Source organism: Sphingomonas sp. R647, assembly GCF_020177055.1.
GTDB lineage: Bacteria > Pseudomonadota > Alphaproteobacteria > Sphingomonadales > Sphingomonadaceae > Sphingomonas.
Genome location: NZ_JAIQXT010000004.1, coordinates 307,057 through 324,146, shown reverse-complemented (window position 1 = coordinate 324,146; position 17,090 = coordinate 307,057). Strand labels below are relative to the sequence as shown.

Here is a 17,090-nt window from a genome sequence, read left to right as displayed (position 1 = left end):
CCCCCGCAAGGGGGAGGGTTTCCTTACTCCACCCAGTCTTTGCGCAGCGTGCGGACGGCGAAGAGCATCAGCACGGCGGCGATGACGTAGAAGGACAGCGCCGCGACCGCCGAGTAGCGCAGCGCTTCGTTGCCGTAGCTGGCGGTCATCGCGTCCGACATCGCGCCCATCGCCCATGACCCTGCGCCGAGGCCAATCAGATTGTTGATCAGCAGGAAGCTGGCGCTCGCGGTCGCGCGCATCTGGGGCGGGACGAGGTTCTGGATCGCGGTGGTCACCGGGCCGAGCCACAGGATGTTGAGGCCGTTCGGGATCAGGAACAGGAACCACGCCAGCGTCACATTGTCGGTGAGGAATCCGCCGGCGAACAGCGGCACGCAGGCGAGCCAGGCGAAGGCGGGCAGCTTTGCGTAAACGCCGCGGTCGCTTCCGCCGAGCCGGTCGGCGAGCACGCCGCCCATGAACACGCCGATCGTGCCGCCGACCAGCAGGATCGAGCCGAAGAAATAGCTGGTGGTGGTGAGGTCGAATCCGAAGCTGCGCACGAAGAAGGTCGGCGCCCAGAAGGCGAGGCCATAGCCGCACATCGAGCTGAACCCGGCGCCGATCGCCATCAGCCAGAAGCTGGGCTTTTTGGCGAGGATACCGAACACCTGCCCCACCGGCACGCGCGCAGCGGCGGTGGTTGCGACCGGGCGCGGCGGTTCCTTGACGATCAGGCGGAAGAACGGGGCGATGACCACGCCGGCAAGGCCGACGACGATGAACGCCCAGCGCCAGTCGACGGTCGCCGCGATCCACGCGCCGAGCAGGGTGCCCGAAGCGAGGCCGATCGGGATGCCGAGCGAGTAGATGGCGAGCGCGCGGGCGCGCTGATGCTGGGGGAAATAGTCGGCGATGATCGCATAGGAGGGCGCGACGCCGCCCGCTTCGCCGACACCGACGCCGAGGCGATAGAGGAACAAAGTCCAGAAGCTGGTGGCAAGGCCGCATAAGGCAGTGAAGCCGCTCCACACGGTGAGCGAGATCGTGACGACCCAGGTGCGGCTGGTGCGATCGGCCAGCAAGGCAAGCGGCACGCCGAGCGTCGAATAGAGAAAGGCAAACGCGATGCCGCCGAGCGCGCCGAGCTGGGTATCGGTGAGGTCAAGGTCCGCCTTGATCGGCACCGCGAGGATGCCGAGGATCTGCCGGTCGAGGAAGTTGAAGGTATAGACCAGCAGCAGCATGGCCAGCACCTGCGCGCGATAGCGCGGCGTGCCATATCCGTCGACCGTAGCGGCTTGCGTGGCGTTCATGCCATCCCCTCCCCTCGAAAAAATTGGCCGGGCGCCCATCGCTAGACGCCCGGCCCGATCAGTCTGGCAAACTCAAAGCCCGAAAGCGATCAGAACTTGATCTCGAACGTGCCGGTCACGGTGCGCGGCGGGCCGTAATAGCCGATCACCGAGTTGCCGGTGAGCGCGCCCGGGAAGTTGTAGCCGCCGACGCGATAGCGCGCGTCGGTCAGGTTGCGCGCCGCAACGCCGAGGCGATAGCGACCGTCGCCCGAGGTCCAGTTGAGCGAGGCGTCGACCAGGGCATAGCCGTCCTGATCCAGCGCCGGGGTCGCCAGCTCGAACATCTGGACATCGCTGCGCAGCGAGACCGACGGGGTGAAGGCGAGCGTGCCGCCCGCGACATCATTCGACCAGGTGACGGACGCGTTGGCGGTCCATTCGGGCGTGTTCTGGAACGCGCGCGCGTTCGACACGTCGACCGGGGTGGTGCCACCGCCGATGAAGGTGAAGAACTCCTTGTAGTCGGCATTGGTGTAGCCGACCACGACGCTCGCCTGGAAGTGGTGCGACGGAACCATGCGGGTTTCGAGCTCGAAGCCGTAAATCTCACCCTTGCCGGCATTGTCGACGAAGCTGGCGATGCCGCTGGGCAGCGCGGGCACCTGAATGGTGACCTGCTGATCCTTGTAGTTCGAGAAGAAGCCGGCGACGTTGACGAACAGGGTGCGGTCGAGGAACGCGCCCTTCATGCCGAGTTCGTAGCTGTCGATCGTCTCGGGCTCATAGCCGTTGACGGTGGTCGGGGTCAGGATCGCGTCGCCGCGCATGTCGAACCCGCCCGACTTATAGCCCTTGCCATAGCTGGCGTAGAGATTGAGGTCGCCGGTCGGCTGGTAGCTGAGGCTGATGCGCGGGGTCAGCTTCTCGAAATCGCGGCTGTTGGTGTAGTCCGAGCGGATCAGGCCGGGGACCGCAGCGGCATTGCCGAAACGCGGCGACCGGATACCGGTATAGTTGCGACGGAACACCGTGCCGGTCTTCTCGTCACGCGTGTAGCGCAGGCCAGCCGAGATCTTGAACTGATCGGTCACGTCGAAGCTGAAGTCGCCGAACGCGGCGTAGCTCTTGGTGAACACCTCACCCGCGGTGAGCGTAGTCAGATTGGCGAGGCCGACGACCGTGTCGAACGCGCCGCTGGCGCGGCCGTTGAGGTAGTAGAGGCCGAACACGCCCTGCAGCCGCTCGCCTTCATACAGGAACTGGAGTTCCTGGGTGAACTGGCGGTCCGAATAGTCGGCCGGGATGTCGAGCGTCGGCAGGATGGTGTTGTCGAAATCGATCACCGTGTCGGTGTTGCCGTCGCGCCAGGCGGTGATCGTCTTGAAGGTCAGTTCATCGGACAGGCCGATCTCGCCGGTGACCGATACACCACGCGTCTCGACGCGGTTGTCGTCGCCGATGCCGGCGCGGGTGTCATAGACGCTTGCGGTGGGGGCATAGATCGGATCGACGCCATTGGGCAGCAGGCGGGTGCCGTGACGCGGGTTCGACCGGTCGAGCACGCGGTCGCCCGCGACGCGCACGAAGATATTGTCGGTGGGCGTGAACTCCGCCGACACGCGCGCGGCGAGCACATTCTTGTCGTAATGCTCGGCGCCGGTGGTGAGGTTGGTGCCGAAGCCGTCGCGCCAATATTGCGCAACCGCCGCGCCCAGCGACAGCGTGTCGCCGACCGGAACGACGACTTGTCCGACCAGATCGATCTGGTTGTACGAACCGTACGAGCCGCGGAACGACGCCTTATAGTCGTTACCCAGACGGCGGGTGACATATTTCACCGCGCCACCGATGGTGTTGCGGCCATAGAGCGTGCCCTGCGGCCCGCGCAGCACTTCGACGCGCTCGACGTCGAAAATGTCGAGCACCGCGCCCTGCGGACGGGCGACATAGACATCGTCGATATACAGCGCGACGCCGGGTTCGAAGCCCCACAAAGGATCCTGCTGGCCGACGCCGCGGCTGAACGCGATCAGGGTCGAGTTGGAACCGCGCGCGATCTGCAGCGTCAGGTTCGGCGTCTTGTCCTGCAGCGCGGTGATGTCCGCCGCGCCGCTCTTGACCAGCGAATCGCCGGTGACGACCGACATCGAGATCGGCACGTCGATCAGGCTTTCCTCACGACGGCGTGCGGTAACGACGATTTCGCCGGTCGCTTCGCTTTCCGCATAGGCTTCATCTGCGGCTTGAGTGACCGCATCCTGCGCGAGCGTCGGCGTGGCGGTGAGCGCGCTCAGCGCGGCGCTGGCGCTCAGAATCGTGCGGACAGACGGATAGAGACGCTTCATGCTTTCCTCCCCAAAATCGGCCGGCGATCCCCGGCCTTGTCAGTGGTTGAACATCGCTATAGTGAAACCTGAACCGGGTTTCAACTTCCGGATGAAGGAGGGGACGAATGACGCAAGAACGTGGCAAGTCCGCCACACTGCCCCCTGCCCTGCATCTGGGCGACAGCGCGGCGAGCGAAGGCAAGGAACCGCGCACGGCGCGTGGCCGCCGCACGCTGCGCACGATCCTCGACGCCGCCGCAGCGGAGTTTGGCGAGAAGGGATTCCATGACGGGTCGGTAAGCGGCATCACGCGGCGCGCGGGCGTGGCGCTGGGCAGTTTCTACACCTATTTCGATTCGAAGGACGCGGTGTTCCGCGCACTGGTGCGCGACATGAGCGATCAGGTCCGCGAACATGTCGCCCCCGCGATCCGCGCCGCGCCAGAGCAGATCGCCGCCGAGCGCGCAGGCCTTGAAACCTTCATCGGCTTCGTCCGCAAGCACAAGGAAATCTACCGGATCATCGACGAGGCCGAGTTCGTCGATCCCGAGAGCTTCCGGTTGCATTATCAGACCACCGCCGAGCGCATCGAAAAGCGGCTGAAGGCGGCGGCCGAACGCGGCGAGGTGCGCGCCGACGTGTCCGAGGTCCACGCCTGGGCGATCATGGGGATGAACGTGTTCCTGGGCCTGCGCTACGGTGTGTGGAGCGAGGATGCCGAGGCGGCCGAGGTCGCCGATACGGTGGCGGAGATGCTGGCGCGGGGGTTGGGCGTTCGGTAGTCAGCTGCGCTTCATCGGGCGGCGCTCGGATACGCGCAGAGTCTTGACGACGAAACCGTCGAGCTGGCGGATCAGCGCCAGTTCGACCGTCGCCTCCTCATCGTCGTCCGCCTTGTCCGTGTTCCAATAGACGGCTGTGCCGCGCGCGGTAACGTGATCGACATCGATGCCCTCGGGGGAGTCGAAGAAGACTGCCCCCGCCGTCTGGAGCAGCGACCACAGCTGTGGCTGAACTGAGTCCGCGTCGTGTGCGACGAGCCGGTCGCTCTCTTTTTGCGTCAATCCAATGCCGGGCCGGAGCTTGTGAAGCACGGCGAGCGCTTCACCGGCGGACTGCCGATCGCCCTTTAGTCCCGCGCAAGTCGCGAGGAGCATCGGGATGTTCCGAACGGTCGCACGATCGATCGTGCCGCATTCCGCCAACACCTCATATGCAATGTCGGCGAGGCGAAAGGCGAACGACATTCCGAGCCCCCCGCCACATGCGGTTTCTGCGTCGCGACGGTACACCCGATCGGAGAGCTTCTCCGGCAGAACCTGTTGTTCAATCCGGCGCGCATCTCCTGCTTCCCCGACGGCAAACCAGGCATGGAGGCAGAGCGACAGTTCATCCTCGGCCACTCCTTTTTTACGCACCAGATCGCGGTCGAAATTCACGGACTCCGCGATGACGCGCTCCCAGGCTTGACTGCTGAGCGTCGCTTCCAAATTCGCGGATTGGGCCTTGGCCGCCCCGGGGATGCGGACCTCGATCACGGGTGGCCGACCGGGTGACCTATACGCGGAGATGGCAACCACATCCCGGCCATAGCCATCGACCAACATGACCCTGCGGAAGGTTACGCCGCGGGCGAGCAGTTCCTTGCCCGACTCAAGCCCGTACAAGGATCGCATCTTGTCCTGCACCGCATCGGAGCAACGGTCGGTTCCATTGTCGTCGCCGCACCCGCGGTCGAACACATCGTCGACCGGCGCCTTGCCGCCCGGCTGCGCCAGTGACGGCGCGGCGGTGCAAACAAGGCTGGCAAGGGCAAGCCACAAAACCCTCATCGCATGTCGCTCCGTTACTTCGATGCCTCAGCAATCCACGCCGCCGCCGTCTCGCCGTCCCAGTCCATGTCACCCGACACGCGCCAAACTTCCTTGCCCTGCGCGTCATAAAGGATCGTCGTCGGCAGGTTGACGCCATAGCCGGTCGAGAATTTGACGTCGGGGTCGAGATAGGGCTGGAGCGCGGTGAACTTGGCCTTTTCGAAGAAGGGCGTGACCTTGGCCGCGCCGTCCAGATCCTGGCTGATCACCAGCACCTGAAGCTTGTCCTTTTCGCGCACCGCGAGCCGGTCGAGCGTCGGCATTTCGCGCACGCATGGCGCGCACCAAGTGGCCCAGAGGTTGACCAGCAGCGGCTTGCCGCGGAACGCCGCCAGCGTCACCGGCTTGCCCGTGGGATCGAGGAAGCCGTAGTCGGGCGCGGCCTCGCCCTGCTTGCTGCGGTCGACCGTGCCGACGCGTTCGGGCTCTTCGGATGCGTTGTCGGCTGCAGCCGTGCTTTCGGCGGCGACAGTTGCGGTTGCTTGCGGCTGCGGTTGCTTGCCACTATCGCAGCCGGCAATTCCAAGGCCCAGTATAAGGAGAAGCGCGATCGTCGAGCGCAAGGGAAGCTCCAATTCCATGTGGGGCGGGCGCTTTTCCGAAGGCCCGTCGTCGGTGATGCGTGAGATTAACGCATCCATCCCGTTCGACAAGCGAATGTGGGCGCAGGACATCGCCGGATCGAAAGCGCATGTCGCGATGCTGGGGCAGCAGGGGATCGTGTCGGCGGAGGATGCCGCGACGATCTCGGCCGGGCTGGACGCGGTTGCCGCCGATTACGCGCGCGACGGGGTGCCGGAGGATCTTGCGCTCGAAGACATTCATATGCTGACCGAATCGCGGCTGGCGGAGAAGATCGGGCCGGTTGCCGGGCGACTGCATACCGCGCGCAGCCGCAACGATCAGGTCGCGACCGATTTCCGCCTGTGGGTGCGCGATGCGACCGATCAGGTGCTCGCCGCGCTCGACGCGCTGCAGGGCGCGTTGCTGGCGCGGGCGGAGGAACATGCCGACAGCGTGATGCCGGGCTTCACCCATCTGCAGAGTGCGCAGCCGGTGACGCTGGGGCATCATCTGATGGCCTATTTCGAGATGGTCGGGCGCGATGTCAGCCGGTTCAGCGATGCACGGGCGCGCGGCAACCGCTGTCCGCTGGGGTCGGCGGCGCTGGCGGGGACGGGCTTTCCGCTTGATCGTGAGATGACCGCCAGCGCGCTGGGCTTTGATGGGCCGACGCGCAATTCGCTTGATGCCGTGAGCGATCGCGACTTCGCGCTCGATTATCTGATGGCGGCGGCGCAATGCTCGCTGCACCTCAGCCGGCTGGCCGAGGAATTCGTGATCTGGGCGAGCCAGCCGTTCGGCTTCGTCAAGCTGAGCGACCAATGGTCGACCGGCAGCTCGATCATGCCGCAGAAGCGCAATCCCGATGCCGCCGAGCTGGTGCGCGGGCATAGCGGGCGGATCGTCGGGTGCCTGACCGCGCTGATGATCACGATGAAGGGCCTGCCGCTCGCTTATTCCAAGGACATGCAGGACGACAAGCCGCCGGTGTTCGAGGCGCATGACCTGCTCGCGCTCTCGATCGCGGCGATGACCGGGATGGTCGAGAGCGCGGCGTTCCGCACCGACCGGATGCGCGCCCTCGCCGAAAGCGGCTTTGCCACGGCCACCGACCTTGCCGACTGGCTGGTGCGCGAAGGGGGCATCCCGTTCCGTGAGGCGCACCACATCACTGGCCGCGCGGTTGCGGCGGCGGAGGCGAAGGGCGTGCGGCTCGACCAGCTGGCGCTGGAGGAATTGCAGGCGATTGACGGGCGTATCGACGCGCGCGTGTTTGACGTATTGACGGTCGATGCTTCGGTCGCGAGCCGGATGAGTTTTGGCGGCACGGCACCTGTTCGGGTGCGTGAGGCGATTGCGGCGGCGCGCGCCGCAAGAGGAGAATGAATATGCGAACCCTGGTGGTCTTCACGGCGCTTCTGCTGGCCGCATGCGGCAATCGGGGCGACCTGAAACCGGCCGCCGGGGAGTCGCTGCCGCCCAAACCCTATGGGGCGGTGGCCACGCCGGCACCGGCAGACCTGGTGAAGGCGCCGCCCCAGACGCGACCGACGCGCAGCGACGAAGTGCTGCGCAGCTCAGAAGAACGGCGCAGCGACGACTTCGACCTGCCGCCGCAATAAGAAGATCATCATGGACCATTTCAATCGCAAGAACGGCGTGCTGCACGCCGAGGACGTCGCCATTCCCGCCATCGCCGCGGAAGTGGGCACGCCCTTTTACGTCTATTCGACCGCGACGCTGGAGCGGCATGCGCAGGTGCTGAAGGCCGCGCTCGCCGATCTGCCGCGCGTGCACATCGCGTTCGCGATCAAGGCCAATCCGAACCTGGCCGTGCTCGGCGTGCTCGCCAAGCAGGGCTATGGTGCGGACGTGGTGTCGGGTGGCGAATTGAAGCGCGCGCTGGCGGCGGGGATGAAGCCCGAGGACATCGTGTTTTCTGGCGTCGGCAAGACGCGGGGCGAGCTGCAGCTGGGGCTGGACGAGAATATCGGCCAGTTCAATCTGGAGCTGGAGGAGGAGGGCGAGGTGCTCGCCGACCTCGCGCATGCGCAGGGCAAGACTGCGCCGGCGGTGCTGCGCGTGAACCCCGATGTCGATGCGGGCACGCATGCGAAGATTTCGACCGGCAAGGCGGAGAACAAGTTCGGCGTCGCGATCGACCGCGCGCCCGCGATCTTCGACCGGCTGGCCAAGCGGCCGGGCATGAACCTGCGCGGCGTGGCGATCCATATCGGCAGCCAGCTCAAGACGCTCGCCCCGCTGGAGGCGGCGTACAAGCGTGTCGGCGAGCTGGTCGCGCAGCTGCGCGCCGCCGGGCACACCATCACCCATGTCGATCTCGGCGGGGGGCTTGGCGTCCCTTACGAGCCCGACGACAAGGTTTCGACCGCCGAGGAATTCGGCGCGATGGTCAAGCGCGTCACCGCCGATTGGGACGTGACGCTGATGTTCGAGCCGGGCCGCTTCATCTGCGGCAATGCCGGGCTGCTCGTCACCGAGGTGATCTGGGTCAAGCCGGCGAGCATCAACCCCTATGTCATCGTCGATGCGGCGATGAACGACCTTGCCCGCCCGGCGCTGTACGACGCCTATCATGCGTTCGAGGCGGTCGAGCCCAATGGCGAGAAGTTCGTCGCGAATATCGCAGGTCCCGTGTGCGAGACCGGCGATACGTTCGCGATGGGTCGTGAGATCGATCTGGTGAAGTCGGGCGATCTGGGCGTGTTCCGCACGGCGGGCGCGTACGGCGCGACGATGGCGTCGACCTATAACAGCCGCGCTTTGGTGCCCGAGGTGCTGGTGTCGGGCGACAAGTTCGCGGTGGTCGCGGATCGCATCCAGCCCGAAACGATCATGGGGGCCGAGCGCGTCCCCGAGTGGGTGCGGTGAAACGCTCCGGCCTGCCCGTCTTTGTCCGACTGGACGGGCGGCCGGCGATTCTGGTGGGCGACGGCGCGATGGCGGAGGCCAAGCGTCGTTTGCTCGAGCGTGCGGGCGCGGTGATCGTGGGCGAGGATGCGCACGCGCAGATCGCGCTGGTCGCGTGCGAGGATCCCGAGCCGGTGGTCGCGCGGCTCAAGGCGCGCGGGCTGCTGGTCAATGTCGCCGACCGGCCGGATCTGTGCGACTTCACCCTGCCCGCGATCGTCGAGCGCGATCCGGTGACGATCGCGATCGGGACCGGTGGCGCGTCGGCCGGACTTGCCGCGGCGCTGCGCCAGCGGATCGAGCCGCTGGTCCCGGCTGGCCTTGGCGCGTTCGCCGATGCGCTGGCGGCGGCGCGCGGGGCGATGCGTGCGCGCTGGCCCGACGGCGGGGAGCGGCGGCGCGCGCTGGGTGCGGCGCTGGCCGGGCCGCTCGATCCGTTGCAAGCGCAGGATGACGGTGCGGTCGCGCGCTGGATTGCCGAATCGGAGGCTCCGGGCGACCGGGTCGAGACGATCATGCTGACCTCACCCGACCCCGATGACCTGACGCTGCGCGAGGCGCGCTGGCTCGCGCAGGCCGATCGCGTGTCGCATCGCGCGGATGTGCCGGCCGCGATCCTCGACCGCGCGCGTGCCGATGCCGATCGGGTGCTGTGCGATTCGCCGCCGGAGGGCTTGGCGGGCCTGACCGTCGATGTTTCAACCGCGCGATGAGTGGTTTTGCCTATCGGGTCATGGCGAATGCCGTGGAGGAACTGGCCCCGCGCGACGCGCTGGGAAGCGACGCGGCGTTTGTGTGGATCCACCTGACGTCACGCGATGAGGAGGTGCAGGCGTGGCTGCGTGATCATGCGGCGCTCGACCATATCACCATCGACGCGCTGACCGCGCTGGAGACGCGTCCGCGCTGCGAGCAGGTCGACGGTGCCGCGCTGCTGAACCTGCGCGGCATGACGCAGGCGGAGATGGCGAGCAGCGATCCGCTCGCGTCGATCCGGCTGCGCGCCGATGGCAGACAGGTGATCTCGGTCACGCGACTGCCGCTCGACGCACTGGACGCGGCGCGCAGGGCGATGGAGGCCGGGCAGATCCGCGATGCCGGCGACCTGATTGCCACGCTGGCGACGGCGATCACCGAACAGCTCGATCCGCATGTCGCGCAGCTGGGCGATTCGCTCGACGATTGCGAGGAAGCGCTCGATCCGCGCGCGGCGTTCGAGCTGCGGCGAGGCGTCAGTCATGTCCGGCGTCAGGCGATCGGCTATCGTCGGTTCCTTTATCCGCAGCGCGCCGCGCTGGAGAAGCTGGCGGGGCTGCCGGTGGCGTGGCTGAGCGACGAGGACCGGCTGCACATCAACGCCGCCGCCGACCGCGCGGCGCGGATGGCGGAGGAGCTGGAGAGCATTCGCGAACGGTCGGCGCTGATCCATGAAGCGCTGACCGATCTGCGGGCCGAAGTGATCGACCAGCGCTCGCTGTTGATCGCGGTGGTGGCGATGATCTTTCTGCCCCTCACCTTCATCACCGGGCTGTTCGGGATGAATGTCGATGGCATTCCCTATGCCCGGCATCCCGAATCATTCTGGGTGATCAGCGGGTTCAGCGTCGCGGTTGCGGCCGGAGTCGGCCTGTGGTTCGTCAGGCGGCACTGGTTCCGCTGAGCCGTTCGACCCGCGCGCTGAGCGCATCGATCGACCCGAGCAGCCGCGCACGATCGGCACGGGAGACGGCGAGTTCGCTGCGCGTTTCGCCCAGTTCGATCGCCCGCGCGGCGATGCGCGCATCGAGCGAGGCGACGGTGCGCTTCAATTCCGAAATCCGCCCCGCACGGTCCAGCGTGCGTTCGATCCGCGCGTGCAGCACGTCAAAGTCGAACGGCTTGGCGAGATGGTCGTCGGCGCCGGCCGCCAGCGCATCGACCGCGCCACGCGAATCGTCGAGCGCGGTGATCATGATCACCGGCAGGTCGGCGGTGTCGGGCGCGGTGCGGATCTCGGTCAGGGTGTCGAGACCGGACATGCCCGGCATCACCATGTCGAGCAGAACGAGGTCGAACCCGCGCCCGGAAATCAGGTCGAGCGCCTCGCGCCCGCTTTGGGCGAGCACGACCATATAGCCCATCGCACCAAGCCGCCCGCCGATGACGTGCAGATTGGTCCGGCTGTCATCGACGGCCAGGATCGTGCGCGTGCCGCGCCGGCGCGAATCGGCCGTGGGGGTGGCGGTGTTCACCATGACGCCAGCTTATGCCGGGTGCGTCACGATCGGGTTAATGGCCCGCTGACCCGCCTAGCGTTGCAGGAACCACAGCATCTGTTCGACCATCATGCGCAGTTGCGGGTCGGCGTCGTCGAGCGGATCGCCGGGCGCGCCCATGTTGATCGCGACGCCAAGCGGGGTCGGCCAGCCGCGCAGCGCATGAACGACGGTGCGCAAAGCAGACATCGTCGACACCGCCGCCTGCCATCCGCCCGCAGTCGCGACCATGCCGACCGGCATGCGGTCGAAATAGACGCGCTCGTCACCCCGCAGCAGTTCGACATAATCGAGCGCGTTCTTGACCAGCCCCGACAGCGTGCCGTGATAGCCGGGGGAGCCGATCACCAGCGCATCGGCGCTGCGCAGCACATCGACGAAGTGCGTGACCCTGGCGTCCGGCACCGGGTCGCACAGCTCATAGTGTGGGAAGTTGATCGCCTCGCCGGTCAGCAGCGTGGTGCGTGCGCCGGCTTCTTCCGCGATTGAAAGGCATCGCGCCAGCGCGCGCCCGGTGCTCGATTCGGGGCGCGAGGTTCCGCCAAGGGCGACGATGTGCGGCTTGCTCATGGCGCGGGGCTAGCGGAAACCAATGGGATGGGCCACCCTGAACGCGCGGGTCGGCAACGGAGGGACGGGGGTGCAGACAACAGGACCGCTTGCGGGCGTTCGCATCGTCGAAATCGACGCGATCGGGCCGGTGCCGTTCGCCGCGATGCTGCTCGCCGATCTGGGGGCGGACGTGGTCCGCGTGATCCAGCCCGGCGCCAGTGCGAGCCATGTCGTTCCGAGTCTGTATCGCGGGCGGCGCGAGCTGGAGCTCGACTTCCGCCACCCGGCGTCGATCAACGAGCTGCGCGACCTGATCGACCGCGCCGACGGGTTGATCGAGGGGATGCCGCCGCGCTCGATCGAGGCGCTGGGGATCGGCCCCGATGCGTGCCGGATGCGCAACCCGCGGCTGGTCTATGGCCGGGCGAGCATGTGGGGGCAGGACGGGCCGATGGCCGAGCGGCCGGGCAGCGATATCAATGTGCTCGCGCTGAGCGGCGCGCTGCACGCGATCGGCACGCCCGACCAGCCGGTGGTGCCGCTGACGCTGATCGGCGACCATGCCGGGTGCGGCATGTTCCTGGCGCTCGGCATGGTCAGCGCGATTCTGGGGGCGCAGGCGAGTGGCGAGGGGCGGATCGTCGATGCCGCCGCATCCGATGGCGTCGGCACGCTGATGGCGCTGACCCAGAGCCTGGCGGGCAGCGGCCGCTGGCTCGACCGGCGCGAGGCCAATCTGGTCGATGGCGGTGCGCCCTTTTACCGCACCTATTGCTGTGCCGATGAGCGGCATGTCGCGGTCGGCGCGATCGAGCCGTCCGCCTTTGCCGATCTGTGCGCGGTGCTGGGGCTGGAAGCGTCGAAAATCCCGCAATTCGATCGAGCGGGCTGGCCGCATATGGCGCGCGAATTCGCCCGCCGCTTTGGCAGCCGCACGCGCGATGAGTGGATTGCGCGCTTCCCCGATGGCGCGGCGTGCGTGACCCCGGTGCTGAGTCTGGCCGAGGCGGCGCGGCATCCGCACGCGCTCGCCCGCCGTCCGCTGGCAAGCGGCCCGACCGGCGGGCCGACCGCGCCGCAATTCACCCCGCGCGCGCCGTCTGCGGCTCCGGCGGTGGTGACGAGCGTGGGGGAAATGCTGGGGCGGTGGAATGACTAGGGAATCCGGGCGCCGATCCGCAGCGATGGTCGCTATGGCGGGTATGTGCCTGATTGTCGGCGTTGCCATCGGTTTTAGCATTCCGCGAGGGGGACCGGCCACCCCGCCCAGCGCGAGCAAATCTGACCGCCTGAATCCTGTTTCGCCTCAAACGACCGGGAGAGATCCCTTCTCGCCCGAGATCAGAAATGATGAGTATGTTCGCCGGGAGCAGCTCAAGGTCGTCGAGATGCTAGAACAGCAATGTCGAACGACCCGCAAGGATTGCGCGCTGGCGACGGCTGCCCGCCAAACGTTTGAGCGACGATAAGCTTAGCGAGGGTTATCCCGTCGCTATCGCCCGAGCGCCTTACGCCGCGCGCGCCGCGCTCCAGGCTCCGGCAATTTCCTCAAGATCGTCCGCAACTGCGCGGAAGGGCGTCGGATCGCTGCCGATGCTGGCATGGACGATCTGGTTGCGCAGCCCGTGGTAGAGCGTCGCGAGCGTACGCGACACCTCGCCACCGCGTTCGAAGTCCAGCCCGCCCTCCAGTGCGAACAGGATCGCGGTGGCGCGGGCGATGCGCTCACTCTTGACCGGGAACTGGCCGTTTTCGGTGGCGAAGGCGGCGGAGCGGAGCGCGGCGATGCACTCCTTGTACATCAGCTCGACCAGCTGGTGCGGATCGGCGGCAGCCGTCCGCCCGACCGCATCGATCGTGCGATAGGTGGCGGCGGCGTCGGTGGAGAGGCGGATCGGGCGGGTCATCGCATCAGCTCTGCTTGTTCCAGGCTTCGACCTGCGATTCGAGGAAGCTCATCGTCGATTTATAGACCGCGACCTTGGCGTCCATGCTGGCGAACTGGCGGGTCATGCGGGTGCGGGTGTCCTCGACCTTGGCCAGCACGTCGGCCTTGTCCTCGTCGAGATCGGCCTTGGCGCGGGTGTAGTTCGCCTCGCTCGCGCCGAGCCCGCGCGTGGTGCTGGCGGCGGTGGTAGAGATCGCGTTGAGCGCGCCGGCGACGCCATTGCCGGTGGCGTTGGTACCCACGGGTTCGGCGAACAGCCGCTCGACCGCCTGCGGATAGTCGACCAGCGCGCGGCTGAGCGCGGCGGTGTCGACGCTGAGCGTGCCGTCGCGTTCGGTGCGGATGCCGATCTGTGCGAGCGTCGTCGGCTCGCCCGCCGCGCCGGTCGCGACCTGCGCGATCGTGATCTGCTGAAGCTGGCGCTTGACCGCCTTCGCCGCCGCATCGCCGCGCAGTGCGCCGTCGAGCGGGTCGAGGTCCTTGTTCAGCGCCGAGAAGACCTCGTTATAGGTCGCGACGAAATCCTGCGCGGCCTGGAGCAGCGCATTGGTCGGCAGCGTCTTGCCGATCGTCACTACCGTCCCCGGCTGGGCCGAGGCGAGTTCGAGGCGCACGCCGGGAACAAGGTCGCCGATGCTGTTCGAATCGCGGCGCAGTGCGATGCCGTCGATCGCGACGATCGCGTCGGATGCGGCGCTGCCGATCGTCGTCCCGGTCGCGCCGATTCCGACGTTGAGCGCAGACAGTCCCTCATGGCCCGGCGTTTCGGTTGCGGCCAGGGTGAAGGCCCGCGCCTCCCCGCTCGCGCCCTTGACCACCAGCCGCGCGCCGCCGCTGTCGGTGACGACCGATGCGGTGATCCCCGCCTTGGCCGCGTTGATCGCGGTGGCGATGCCGTCGAGGCTGCTATTGTCCGGACCGATGGTGATCGCGACCGGGGCGGCAGTCCCTGCGGTGAAGCCGGTCATCGCGCCATCGGCGACAGTCCCGGTGCCGAAGGTGAGCGTCAGCGTCCCCTGCCCGATCGCGGCGGTGCGGTCGGTGACGGCAGCGGTGGCGGCGCTCTGCGGCGCAGCGAGCTGGCGCACCTCGACCTTGGCGTTGAGCGTGGCGAGATTGGCGCCGGCGAGGCGGGTGACGCCGAGGATGCTGGAATGCGATGTCGTCGGCTGGGTTGCGAGCGTGCCGCCGCGCGTGAGGTTCGATAGCGCGGTGGCGAAGCCGGTGAGGTTGCTCTTGTGCGTCGCCGCCGCCGTGATCTGGGCGGTCAGCGCTTCTTCGCGCTTGGTGAGCGCGGCGTTCTTGAGCTCGAACTGCGCATCGACCAGGCTCTGGACGAGCGCGGTCGTGTCGATGCCCGACCCGGTGCCGATCGTTTTGGCAATCGATTCAATGGCCACGGTCACATTTCCCCATGCCTTGAAGAACGGCCATCACGGCTTGCCCTTAAGGCCGATTTGCACGCCATTTTCGTCGAACAGGGCGGTCTCCGGTACCTTGACCGAGGGAATTCCCCCGCCCGCGCGCTTGTCGAGGCCGAAGACGAACGCCAGCACCGTTGCGACCGCGAGATAGAGGTCGTCGCGGATCTCCTGATTCTCGCGGCTGGTGAAGTAGAGTGCGCGGGCGAGCGGCGGCAGTTCGATCCGCGGCACCGCGAACTCGTCGGCCAGTTCGCGGATCGCCAGCGCGATTTCGCCGCGCCCCTTGGCGACCACAACCGGCACCTGATCCTTGCCCTGATCATAGCGGAGCGCGACCGAGAAATGGGTCGGGTTGGTCAGCACGACATGCGCGGTGGCGACGCTCTTGCGCAGCCCGCCCTTGGCAATCTCACGCTGGCGCTGGCGGCGATGGCCCTTGGCCTCGGGCGAACCCTCGGTTTCCTTATACTCGTCCTTCACTTCCTGCAGGCTCATCTTGAGCCGCTGCATATGGCGGAAGATCTGGATCGGCAGGTCTATGCCGGCGATCAGCAGCAGGCCGCCGGCCATGACGATGACCAGGGTCGAAAACGTGTCGCCAAGCGCGCCGACCGCACTGCCAAGGTCCGAGGAGACGAGGCCCATGGTCGGACGCGCCGCCCCCCACAGCATCCACGCGCCCATCCCGCCGAGCAGCACGACCTTGAGCAAAGACTTGCCAAGCTCGATCCAGCCGGTCGGGCCGAAGATGCGCTTGAGACCGGAGCCGGGATTGATGCGGTTGCCCTTGGGCGCCATCAGCTTGCCGTTGAAGCGCAGCGAGCCGAGCGCCGCCTGACTCAGCACCGCTCCGCCGAGCGCGATGGCGAGCAATGCGCCCATCGACGGGGCGAGCTTCCACCCGGCGGTGGCGAGCGGCTTCCACGGCTGGAAGCTTTCGATATCGGCGCGGCCGAAGCTGAAGCTTGCCGCCATGACTTCACGAATCGCGCCGAGCAATTGCGGCCCCATCAGGATCATCCAGCCACAGCCGAGCAACATGATCAGTGCCGCGCCAAACTCGCGCGATTTGAGCAGGTCGCCGTCGTCGAGCGCTTTTTGTTTGCGCTTGGGTGTTGGTGCTTGTGTCTTTTCGCCAGCGCTCTCCGACATTAGCCGAGCCCTCCGAGCACCAACGTCTGTGCGGCGTCGAGCGCCTCACGCACGATGACGAGCATGTAATCGCCCATCGCTGGCATGCCGGCGAGCAGCGCGAGAACGCCCATGGCGAGGCTGGCGGGAATGCCGATCGCGAACAGGTTGAGCGCGGGGGCCGAGCGCGAGAGCATGCCGACCACGATGTTGAGGCACAGCAGCAGGAAGCCGACCGGAAGCGCGAGCAGCAGCCCGGCGAGGAAGGCATAGCCGCCGAACAGCACGATGTTCATCAGCTTGCCCGGCGCGAGCCAGGCACCGCCGGGGGGAAGCAGCTCGTAGGAGCGCACGATCAGCTCGACCAGCACGAGATGCCCGTCGACCGCGAGGAACAGCAAGGTGAGCAGCACGGTCAGGAACTGGCCGAGCGCCGGGGTCGACTGTCCGGTTTGCGGGTTGATCGCGGTGGCGAAAGACAGGCCCATCGACACGCCGATCACCTCGCTCGCCACCAGGGGCGCGGCAAAGGCGATCTGGAGGATGAAGCCGAGCGCGAGGCCGACCAAAGCCTCCGCCATGACCATCAGGATGGTGTTGAGCACGAACACGTCGCCCGGCACCGCGACCGGTGCGGCCTGCATCGACAGGATCGCGACCGCAGCGGTCAGCAGGATGCGGACGTTGAGCGGCACCGCGACGGCGCCGAACACCGGTGCGGCAAGAAACGCCGCGCCGACGCGCACCATCGTGAACAGCAGCGCCCATAGCTGCGGCTCGATCGCGAGGCCGAAGCCGAGCATG

17 protein-coding genes are annotated in these 17,090 nt (G+C 67.1%); 7 read left to right on the top strand and 10 right to left on the bottom strand.

Going from position 1 to position 17,090, the window contains the following annotated elements:
- Positions 1–23: 23 nt before the first annotated feature.
- Both K9B35_RS11720 and K9B35_RS11715 read right to left on the bottom strand, forming a co-directional pair.
- Positions 24–1,298, bottom strand: a complete 1,275-nt coding sequence (locus K9B35_RS11720; RefSeq protein WP_224922021.1) for a spinster family MFS transporter — start codon at positions 1,296–1,298, stop codon at positions 24–26.
- Between the two features lie 89 nt (positions 1,299–1,387).
- Positions 1,388–3,625, bottom strand: a complete 2,238-nt coding sequence (locus K9B35_RS11715) for a TonB-dependent receptor (protein ID WP_224922020.1) — start codon at positions 3,623–3,625, stop codon at positions 1,388–1,390.
- 107 nt (positions 3,626–3,732) lie between these two features.
- Here K9B35_RS11715 and K9B35_RS11710 point away from each other — a divergent pair, with 107 nt between their 5' ends.
- Entirely contained in the window at positions 3,733–4,389 is a 657-nt protein-coding gene (locus K9B35_RS11710) for a TetR/AcrR family transcriptional regulator (RefSeq protein WP_224922019.1), read from the top strand.
- On the opposite strand, the gene K9B35_RS11705 is transcribed toward K9B35_RS11710, so the two are convergent.
- Both K9B35_RS11705 and K9B35_RS11700 read right to left on the bottom strand, forming a co-directional pair.
- Positions 4,390–5,439 (bottom strand): hypothetical protein, encoded by a 1,050-nt coding sequence (locus K9B35_RS11705; protein ID WP_224922018.1) that lies wholly within the window; start codon positions 5,437–5,439, stop codon positions 4,390–4,392.
- Positions 5,440–5,453: 14 nt separating this feature from the next.
- Positions 5,454–6,044, bottom strand: a complete 591-nt coding sequence (locus tag K9B35_RS11700) for a TlpA disulfide reductase family protein (protein WP_318245970.1) — start codon at positions 6,042–6,044, stop codon at positions 5,454–5,456.
- 16 nt (positions 6,045–6,060) lie between these two features.
- Here K9B35_RS11700 and argH point away from each other — a divergent pair, with 16 nt between their 5' ends.
- Genes argH through K9B35_RS11675 form a run of 5 tightly spaced genes read left to right on the top strand, consistent with a single transcriptional unit; the run spans position 6,061 to position 10,636 of the window.
- A complete protein-coding gene (gene argH / locus K9B35_RS11695; protein ID WP_224922016.1) occupies positions 6,061–7,431 on the top strand; it encodes an argininosuccinate lyase in 1,371 nt (456 codons plus the stop codon).
- 2 nt (positions 7,432–7,433) lie between these two features.
- Positions 7,434–7,667, top strand: coding sequence for a lipoprotein (locus tag K9B35_RS11690; protein ID WP_224922015.1), 234 nt, complete (start codon positions 7,434–7,436; stop codon positions 7,665–7,667).
- 10 nt (positions 7,668–7,677) lie between these two features.
- Positions 7,678–8,937 (top strand): diaminopimelate decarboxylase, encoded by a 1,260-nt coding sequence (lysA, locus tag K9B35_RS11685; protein ID WP_224922014.1) that lies wholly within the window; start codon positions 7,678–7,680, stop codon positions 8,935–8,937.
- Positions 8,934–9,689 (top strand): bifunctional precorrin-2 dehydrogenase/sirohydrochlorin ferrochelatase, encoded by a 756-nt coding sequence (locus K9B35_RS11680; protein ID WP_224922013.1) that lies wholly within the window; start codon positions 8,934–8,936, stop codon positions 9,687–9,689. The genes lysA and K9B35_RS11680 overlap by 4 nt, the downstream gene beginning before the upstream one ends.
- Positions 9,686–10,636, top strand: a complete 951-nt coding sequence (locus tag K9B35_RS11675; RefSeq protein ID WP_224922012.1) for a zinc transporter ZntB — start codon at positions 9,686–9,688, stop codon at positions 10,634–10,636. The genes K9B35_RS11680 and K9B35_RS11675 overlap by 4 nt, the downstream gene beginning before the upstream one ends.
- On the opposite strand, the gene K9B35_RS11670 is transcribed toward K9B35_RS11675, so the two are convergent.
- A complete protein-coding gene (locus tag K9B35_RS11670) occupies positions 10,614–11,210 on the bottom strand; it encodes a two-component system response regulator (RefSeq protein WP_412103464.1) in 597 nt (198 codons plus the stop codon). The genes K9B35_RS11675 and K9B35_RS11670 overlap by 23 nt on opposite strands.
- Before the next feature lie 54 nt (positions 11,211–11,264).
- Positions 11,265–11,801, bottom strand: coding sequence for an NADPH-dependent FMN reductase (locus K9B35_RS11665; RefSeq protein WP_224922010.1), 537 nt, complete (start codon positions 11,799–11,801; stop codon positions 11,265–11,267).
- Between the two features lie 70 nt (positions 11,802–11,871).
- Here K9B35_RS11665 and K9B35_RS11660 point away from each other — a divergent pair, with 70 nt between their 5' ends.
- Complete coding sequence (locus tag K9B35_RS11660; protein ID WP_224922009.1) at positions 11,872–12,942, top strand: CaiB/BaiF CoA transferase family protein; 1,071 nt, start codon at positions 11,872–11,874, stop codon at positions 12,940–12,942.
- A gap of 349 nt (positions 12,943–13,291) precedes the next feature.
- Here K9B35_RS11660 and fliS read toward each other — a convergent pair whose 3' ends face one another.
- From fliS to fliR, 4 genes are read right to left on the bottom strand one after another with little or no spacing between them, the layout of a single operon-like run.
- Positions 13,292–13,690 (bottom strand): flagellar export chaperone FliS, encoded by a 399-nt coding sequence (gene fliS, locus K9B35_RS11655; RefSeq protein ID WP_224922008.1) that lies wholly within the window; start codon positions 13,688–13,690, stop codon positions 13,292–13,294.
- 4 nt (positions 13,691–13,694) lie between these two features.
- A complete protein-coding gene (gene fliD, locus K9B35_RS11650; protein WP_224922007.1) occupies positions 13,695–15,131 on the bottom strand; it encodes a flagellar filament capping protein FliD in 1,437 nt (478 codons plus the stop codon).
- Between the two features lie 33 nt (positions 15,132–15,164).
- Positions 15,165–16,307, bottom strand: a complete 1,143-nt coding sequence (locus K9B35_RS11645; RefSeq protein WP_224922006.1) for a flagellar biosynthesis protein FlhB — start codon at positions 16,305–16,307, stop codon at positions 15,165–15,167.
- Positions 16,307–17,089 (bottom strand): flagellar biosynthetic protein FliR, encoded by a 783-nt coding sequence (gene fliR, locus K9B35_RS11640; RefSeq protein ID WP_224922005.1) that lies wholly within the window; start codon positions 17,087–17,089, stop codon positions 16,307–16,309. Before fliR ends, K9B35_RS11645 begins: the two co-directional genes overlap by 1 nt.
- Between the last annotated feature and the right edge of the window lies 1 nt (position 17,090).